The following is a 5,105-nucleotide window of genomic DNA, read 5'->3' as shown; positions in this document are numbered from 1 at the left end:
GCACCCCCGCCACCCGAACTCCAAGCCCTGATCAACGCCGTCGGCGCAGGCCACCCACTCGATCTCTACTCCCCGGTCTAACAAACCACCGCTAGCAGCGACGTCACGTCCTGGTACTGGTCGTCCGCGAAGCGAGCGAACCGATCGACCTTCGCCGCGACGTCCGGATGTGAACGTGGCGCGCGTGCCATCGTGCACAGGTCCCCGTCGGGCCGCCCTTCGTAGAGGAGCCCTGACAGTTCGATCAAAGAGTTCGAGTTCCCGTTGAGTGAGTCGTGGTTGACGCGGAGCTCATCACCCTTGCCCCCTTGCCCGCCGCCCCCACCGGTTCCGGCTTCGGCGGGAAGCTGGTTGAGCTGCATCTGCGCCGAATGCCTCGCCGCCGCCTCAGCCTTCAGCTGTTCCCACTCGTCCCACGCCATATTGTTTCCGTCCCCCGACAGTCCGCGCGGCGGGTCCCGCTGCGCGGATTCCATTATCCACTCGACTGATGTGACCAACCGGCCCGCCCCGAAAGGTTCCAACTAAAGGCCGTGGGTTCGAGTTTTCCGAAGGGAGCTCAAGGCCAAACCGACGGTAGTGCAGCCATAACCGTACCCAGGCGGGCCTGGGTTTGCCCGGGTCCGCCGAACCGGCGGTACCCGGCAAGTGGGTTGGGCAGAATGCCAGTCATGGATCAAGCCTTAGCGGCCCTGCTCGGTGCCGTTGTCGGATCTGCCGGAACCGCCGCCGCAGCGGCCTTCACCGGGCTCTCTGCTCGGTGGCAGGTGCGCACGCAGGGCGCCCTGCAGCACCAGCAGATGCAGCGACAGGCCCGCCGGGACGCGTATAGCACTCTGCTGGCCGACGCGTCGCGTTCTCGGGACAACCTGTCGGCCGTGTGGCACCAGCTGCGTGACGAACACGCCGACCTTGACGAGACCGGGCAGCTGCTCGGCACTGCCAAGAGCTCTGTGCATGCCGCACAGCGGGCCGGTGCGACAGTGACCGTGGAAGGGCCGCCTGCCGTGGTCGACGCCGCACGGGAGGCGCTAGCCGACCTTGCCGTGCTCTATGCCGCCCTGGCCGCCTACAGGGCCAGCCGGGCCACAGATGAGGACGCTGCCGAACACATCGCTACCTGTGCCCAGCAGCGCCAGCAGGTGCGTCTGGACATAGACGCCTTCGCAGCGGCTGCACAAACCGCACTCAGCGACCCGGGACTGGAAGGACGAAGGCTGTGACCCAGGACCCGTGTCGGGAACAACTCAGCTGGCTCCAGAGGGTCTTCGCGGAACGGATTCACATGGAGATCGATGCCAGCGACAGGCCAGTGGAACTCGGCATGGACTCCCTGAGTGCCGTACTGGTGGGACGCGAAATATGGCGGCACTATGACGTCCCGCTGCGCGTGTCCTGTGAATGGCTCTTGACCCTCACCGCAGAAGAGATCGCCACCCAGCTCGCCTCCGCATCCGCACGACGCGGACACGGATCGCACGACGCGAATAGCTAGGGGGTATCTGGACCAAGGCGGAGAAGCCAGGCACCTACTCAGCCGATGTCGTCGGTGGCGGATCTCGGATGCGGGCCCGCGTTGCGGAGGCTGTGTTCGACGAGGCCGGGTTGATCGATGGTCCCGGTGTAGCGCAGGGCCGCGCCGACGGACAGGCCGAACAGGTCGCAGATGCGGCGGGGGTCACCGCCGGTGGCCTCGGCCTCGTGGAGGAGGCGGTCCTCGCGAAGCCGGCTGGTGGGCATGCCGATCACGTCGTTGATCCAGACGTTGCTGACCGGCTCCACGCCGCAGCCTGTGGTCTGGGAAACGAACAGGTGAGGGTTGGCGGTCCGGGGCCACCGGTGGTTGCGGTAGTCCAGGTAGGCCGCCAGGCGGGTGCGTACGGGGTCGGCGAGCAGGACCGTCCGGTTCGGCAGGAACAGTCGTCCGTCGCGCAGGTCGGTGGTCTTCACCATGCGCAGATGCCCGGTGGTGAGCGCGTGGAAGATTGCCAGAGCCGCCAGGGCCGCCCGCGGTACTTCCTGGTCGTGGAGGACTTTGCGGAGGTCGTCGACCTCGACGGGCAGCGGGATGGTGGTGGTCGGCATGCCGCAGAAGATCCGGGCGGTGGGGTCGGTGAAGATGATCCGCCGGTTCTTCAGCGGCCGCAGGATGTGCCGCAGTCCCTGGAGCATGTCGACACGTGGGGTTCCGCTGTCGGGCAGGACAGTGACGACGTCGGCACGGGTGATGGACCGCAGCGAGTCCATGCCCTGGTCCGCCCACGCCCGAAGGGCGGGCAGCGCGTTCGTCACCATCCGCTGAATCCACCGGTGCGGTCGCGCCTTGAGACGCGCGGCGCGGTGGTGCTGCCGGACAGCTTCAGCTCGAACCATGTGGCGAGTTCCCCGGCCATTGGTTCGGGGAGGCCCGCGGTACGTTCGCGGAACCAGGGCACGATGTTCGGGATGCGGTCGTCGTCGAGCATGTCGAGTTGGGCGAGCAGCCTCAACAGGGGCCTGGCCGGGAGGTCGAGGTCCCGCAGCAGCAGGACGTCGGACGCCAGGAACCGGGCGCCAGGCGTGTCCTGGATGCTCAGCAGGACACGCAGCCCGCGGTCCAGACCCCAGGCGGTGGAGTACCCCAGCCCGTGCTGTTGCGCGTAGTCGTCGACCGCCGCCTTCAGCGCCGCCGCTACCTCGGGTGCGTCGACGTCGGGGAAGCCTCGCTCCTGGCCGCACCGCAGGTCCCGCCCCTCCGGGGCAAACAGGGCCAGCTGTCGGTGCCCGGCCGGCACCAGCGGGGGCGGAGGCTGCGGAGCCGGTTCGGACCTGCGCCGTGACGACTTCGGGTTCAGCAGCTGCAGACGCCGTTCGGTGTCCGCGAAGTACAGCTGCTGCCCGTGCCGATTCGCCCCTTCCAGGTCCAGGGCATGGCGGCGGGGCCGCAGTACGTATGCCTGCTTCGTGCACAGCCGGCAGGCGCCGGTGTCGCCCAGGTGAAGCTCGCGGCCGCAGATCCGGCACGGACCGGACTTCGGGTAGAGCCGTCGCCAGCCGCGGCACCCCACGCACATCCTGCCGTAGCGCCGCAGCATCCCCCAGGCGAAGCAGTCCGGGCACGACGCCGGGCGCTCTGCAGACGAACCGCGGTAACAGTCACGGCATTTGAACGCCGTCCAGTAGTCCTCTTTCGACCCGCACTGGCGGCACGGCGGCGGGTCACACGGCTGGGGCCGGCAGCGGTGGCAGTACTTCGCGCCCTGGCTGGACACCGGCCGCTGCCGGCATCGTGGACAGATCCTCGGCGGCGCCATCAGAGCGGCGGAAGGGTCCGGCCACGGCCCAGCCGCGGCACCACCGATGAGGACCCGGTCGCCGCCTGCTGCTCGGCCTGGGGCCGCCTGGCCGCCGCCACTTCCGGCTCGTGAATCAGCAGGTCCGCCGTGGTGCACTTCAGCACCAGGCAGATGATGTCCAGGTCATCGAGCCGGACCGTCGTGGGCGTCCCCGTCCACAGCGCCGACATCTTCCCCGTGCTGATCTCCAGCCCGGCATCCGCCAGGCGCCGGCGCATCTCGGTGGACTTCCAGATCCCCCGCTCGGCGGCTTTCATCCGCAAGTTCCAGCGCATATCCTCTCCCTCAGCAAAGGCCCAGCCGGTCTGTGACCCGCTGGTTCGCCGTCGCCCACGTCTGCTCGATGTGGTTGTCGTGTACGTGGATGTACCGGGTCGTAGTGGACAGCCATTCGTGGCCCAACAGCTCCTGCACCGCCTTCAGATCGACGCCTTGCAGATAGAGCGAGGACGCGCAGAAGTGCCGCAGCACGTGCGGTGTCAGGCGCCCGGACCACGCGGGCAGGAACGTCCCCACCGCACCCTTCAGGCCCGACCGCAGCGCGTCGTCACCGGCCCGCAGGCAGAACCCCGTCAGCGGATCGCGGCGCTCGCTGGGGAACATCGGGGCGTCGGGGTTGGCGTAGTCGTCACCGAACTGGTGCCGCACGTCGCCGAGCCACCAGTCCATCAGAGCATCCGTCGAGTTGATGGCCGGCACCAGGCGGCCCTTCGGCCCCCGCCCGCGGCTGCCCTTGCCGTGCCGGACGTGCAGCTTGCCGAAGTCGCCCAGGTCCGGCCGCCAGTCGCGGATGTCCAGCTTGAGCGTCTCGGTCATGCGCGTCCCGACCCGCCGCCACAACGAGGCGACCATGTAGTCCCGGGCGGCGGGCAGGAACTTCCTCGCCCCGCTCAGCGACTCCCGCCACCCGGTGAACAGCTGGTCCACCTCCGTCTCCGACGGCGGAATCCGCTGCGTTCCGTACTCGCTCTTGGCCGGGCGGTTGAACTCGTCGATCGGCTGCACCAGCACGTGACCGGTCAGCACGTGGATGTCGCCCTGGTAGCGGGCGATCAGGAAGTCGAAGAACTGCGCGAGCGTCCACGCCTTCGTCTGGACCGTGCTGTGCGCCAGCCGCTTGACCTTGCGCTGATCCGCGAGGAACCGGTCCGCGTCCTCCGGGCCACTGGTCCACACCGGCCGGCCGAGGAACCGCACGAACTCGAAAATTGCCCGCCGGTCGTCAGCGATCGAACCGTCCGCCATCCCGGCGCCGACCCCGGCGAGCAGGAACTGGTCGACCAGCTCCTGCTCGAAGTCCTCGTACTCCTGTGCCGTCGCCAGTCGCCGCGGTGTCCCGATCGACCGGACGACCGCGAGCGTCACCGACGCCTCAGCTCACTGCGAACGACCATGCGTCATGGATAGCGGCAGACCGTCAGGAATCTCGACGGAACGTCGGACTCTCCACGCGATCGAGTGAACCCCCGCTCACCAGTACCGCAGGTCAGAAGATGATGGCCTATGCAGAAAGAACTCACGGGAGTCCCGACACGCACCCGCAAGAACCCCACCAGCAAGTACGGACCGAACGCCGGACAGCACCCCCAGAAGGCCCAGAACTACACCGTCCGCACCACCGTCGCGTTCTTCGGCCACGGCCTCAATAGCCGCTTACGGCGCTAACGCAACGGTGTTGTGCGCCATGAGGCGCTGCTTTATCGAGCGGAGATGAAAGGGCTCCGCCGCTGATTCTGTCGCAGCAGGACAGCGTAGCTGAGGAAAGTCCGA

8 protein-coding genes are annotated in these 5,105 nt (G+C 68.1%); 3 read left to right on the top strand and 5 right to left on the bottom strand.

Features of this window, described 5'->3' with window-relative positions; genetic code table 11:
• Positions 1 to 77 precede the first annotated feature (77 nt).
• Positions 78 to 422 (bottom strand): hypothetical protein, encoded by a 345-nt coding sequence (locus AB0I23_RS41095; protein ID WP_359118346.1) that lies wholly within the window; start codon positions 420 to 422, stop codon positions 78 to 80.
• 249 nt (positions 423 to 671) lie between these two features.
• On the opposite strand from AB0I23_RS41095, the gene AB0I23_RS41090 reads away from it, so the two are divergent.
• Both AB0I23_RS41090 and AB0I23_RS41085 read left to right on the top strand, forming a co-directional pair.
• The gene (locus tag AB0I23_RS41090) at positions 672 to 1,223 is read left to right on the top strand and encodes a hypothetical protein (protein WP_359118344.1); all 552 of its coding nucleotides are present in this window, start codon (positions 672 to 674) and stop codon (positions 1,221 to 1,223) included.
• Entirely contained in the window at positions 1,220 to 1,495 is a 276-nt protein-coding gene (locus AB0I23_RS41085; RefSeq protein WP_359118342.1) for an acyl carrier protein, read from the top strand. Before AB0I23_RS41090 ends, AB0I23_RS41085 begins: the two co-directional genes overlap by 4 nt.
• Positions 1,496 to 1,533: 38 nt before the next feature.
• Here the strand turns inward: AB0I23_RS41085 and AB0I23_RS41080 are convergent, their stop codons facing one another.
• The 4 genes from AB0I23_RS41080 to AB0I23_RS41065 all read right to left on the bottom strand — a co-directional run bounded on the left by AB0I23_RS41080 (position 1,534) and on the right by AB0I23_RS41065 (position 4,700).
• Positions 1,534 to 2,295: a hypothetical protein gene (locus tag AB0I23_RS41080; protein WP_359118340.1), complete on the bottom strand. Its 762-nt coding sequence runs from the start codon at positions 2,293 to 2,295 to the stop codon at positions 1,534 to 1,536.
• On the bottom strand, positions 2,289 to 3,074 hold the full coding sequence (locus AB0I23_RS41075; protein WP_359118338.1) for a hypothetical protein: 786 nt from the start codon (positions 3,072 to 3,074) through the stop codon (positions 2,289 to 2,291). The genes AB0I23_RS41080 and AB0I23_RS41075 overlap by 7 nt, the downstream gene beginning before the upstream one ends.
• 218 nt (positions 3,075 to 3,292) lie before the next feature.
• Positions 3,293 to 3,610, bottom strand: a complete 318-nt coding sequence (locus tag AB0I23_RS41070) for a helix-turn-helix domain-containing protein (RefSeq protein WP_359118336.1) — start codon at positions 3,608 to 3,610, stop codon at positions 3,293 to 3,295.
• A gap of 10 nt (positions 3,611 to 3,620) precedes the next feature.
• Positions 3,621 to 4,700, bottom strand: a complete 1,080-nt coding sequence (locus AB0I23_RS41065) for a tyrosine-type recombinase/integrase (protein ID WP_359118334.1) — start codon at positions 4,698 to 4,700, stop codon at positions 3,621 to 3,623.
• Between the two features lie 138 nt (positions 4,701 to 4,838).
• Here AB0I23_RS41065 and AB0I23_RS41060 point away from each other — a divergent pair, with 138 nt between their 5' ends.
• The gene (locus AB0I23_RS41060) at positions 4,839 to 5,000 is read left to right on the top strand and encodes a hypothetical protein (RefSeq protein ID WP_359118332.1); all 162 of its coding nucleotides are present in this window, start codon (positions 4,839 to 4,841) and stop codon (positions 4,998 to 5,000) included.
• The last annotated feature ends 105 nt before the right edge of the window (positions 5,001 to 5,105 follow it).

Source organism: Streptomyces atratus (assembly GCF_040655115.1).
Lineage (GTDB): Bacteria > Actinomycetota > Actinomycetes > Streptomycetales > Streptomycetaceae > Streptomyces > Streptomyces atratus_D.
This window is presented reverse-complemented; position numbering and strand designations above follow the sequence as displayed.

What these genes read in the sequence shown, in the direction of transcription:
- AB0I23_RS41080 (WP_359118340.1), bottom strand. Translation starts at nt 2,295, where the DNA reads ATGGTGACGAACGCGCTGCCCGCCCTTCGGGCGTGGGCGGACCAGGGC.
- AB0I23_RS41070 (WP_359118336.1), bottom strand. Translation starts at nt 3,610, where the DNA reads ATGCGCTGGAACTTGCGGATGAAAGCCGCCGAGCGGGGGATCTGGAAG.
- AB0I23_RS41095 (WP_359118346.1), bottom strand. Translation starts at nt 422, where the DNA reads ATGGCGTGGGACGAGTGGGAACAGCTGAAGGCTGAGGCGGCGGCGAGG.
- AB0I23_RS41060 (WP_359118332.1), top strand. Translation starts at nt 4,839, where the DNA reads ATGCAGAAAGAACTCACGGGAGTCCCGACACGCACCCGCAAGAACCCC.
- AB0I23_RS41090 (WP_359118344.1), top strand. Translation starts at nt 672, where the DNA reads ATGGATCAAGCCTTAGCGGCCCTGCTCGGTGCCGTTGTCGGATCTGCC.
- AB0I23_RS41075 (WP_359118338.1), bottom strand. Translation starts at nt 3,074, where the DNA reads ATGCTGCGGCGCTACGGCAGGATGTGCGTGGGGTGCCGCGGCTGGCGA.